The organism is Terrabacter terrae, assembly GCF_039529575.1.
Taxonomy (GTDB): domain Bacteria; phylum Actinomycetota; class Actinomycetes; order Actinomycetales; family Dermatophilaceae; genus Terrabacter; species Terrabacter terrae.
Window position 1 is genome coordinate 1 of the sequence record NZ_BAAANB010000037.1, and the last position, 1,321, is coordinate 1,321.

The window sequence follows — 1,321 nt, forward strand, 5'->3', positions numbered from 1 at the left end:
TCTGGATGAACGAGCGGCGCGACTCGACGTCCTCGCCCATGAGGACGGCGAAGACCTCGTCCGCCTTGGCGGCGTCGTCGAGCGTGACCTGCAGCAGCGTGCGGGTGCTCTGGTCCATCGTCGTCTCGCCGAGCTCCTGGTAGTTCATCTCGCCGAGGCCCTTGTAGCGCTGGATCGGGTTGTCCTTCGGCAGGCGCCAGCCCTTGCTCTCACCGAGTGCCTTGAGGCCGTCGCGCTCGCGATCGCTGTAGGCGAACTGGTGGTCGATGCCGCCACTCCAGCGGAGGCGGAACAGCGGCGGCTGCGCGAGGTAGACGTAGCCGGCTTCGATGAGCGGGCGCATGAAGCGGAAGAGCAGCGTCAGCAGCAGCGTGCGGATGTGCATGCCGTCGACGTCGGCATCGGCCATCAGCACGATCTTGTGGTAGCGCGCCTTGTCGATGTCGAAGTCCTCGCCGATGCCCGTGCCGAAGGCGGAGATGAGCGCCTGGACCTCGTTGTTGGCGAGGATCTTGTCGATGCGCGCCTTCTCGACGTTGAGGATCTTGCCGCGGATCGGCAGGATCGCCTGGGTGTGCGGGTTGCGCGCCTGCGTGGCCGAGCCGCCGGCGCTGTCGCCCTCGACGATGAAGACCTCGGAGATGCTCGGGTCCTTGCTCTGGCAGTCCTTGAGCTTGCCGGGCAGGCCGCCCGACTCGAGCAGGCCCTTGCGGCGGGTCGCCTCGCGGGCCTTGCGCGCCGCCATGCGTGCGGCCGCGGCCTGCACGGACTTGCGCACGATGTCCTTGCCCTCGCTCGGGTGCGCCTCGAGCCAGTGGCCGAACTCGTCGGTCATGGCGCGCTGGACGAAGCCCTTGACCTCGGAGTTGCCGAGCTTGGTCTTGGTCTGGCCCTCGAACTGCGGCTCGGCGAGCTTGACCGAGATGACGGCAGTGAGGCCCTCGCGGATGTCGTCGCCGGTGAGGTTCTCGTCCTTGTCCTTGAGGAGGTTCTGCTTGCGCGCGAACTCGTTGACGAGCTTCGTCATCGCTGCGCGGAAACCCTCCTCGTGGGTGCCGCCCTCGTGGGTGTTGATCGCGTTGGCGTAGGTGTGGACCGACTCGTTGTAGGCGCTGGTCCACTGCATCGCGAGCTCGAGGCTGAGCGACTTCGCCTCGTCCTCGACCTCGATGCTGATGACCTCCGGGTGCACCGGTTCGCTGCGCTTGGAGCCGTTGAGGTGGTTGACGTAGTCGATGAGGCCGTTGTCGTAGCAGTAGCTGACCTTCTTGGCCGTCACCGTCTTCTTCTCGCCGGCCTCGGCGGTCGTCGTGTCCTGCTC

1 protein-coding gene is annotated in these 1,321 nt (G+C 66.7%); it reads right to left on the bottom strand.

Translation table 11 applies throughout. The features are described from left to right. Positions 1-1,321, bottom strand: a 1,321-nt coding sequence (locus tag ABD194_RS18695; protein ID WP_343994290.1) for a toprim domain-containing protein, incomplete at both ends; no start/stop codon positions are given.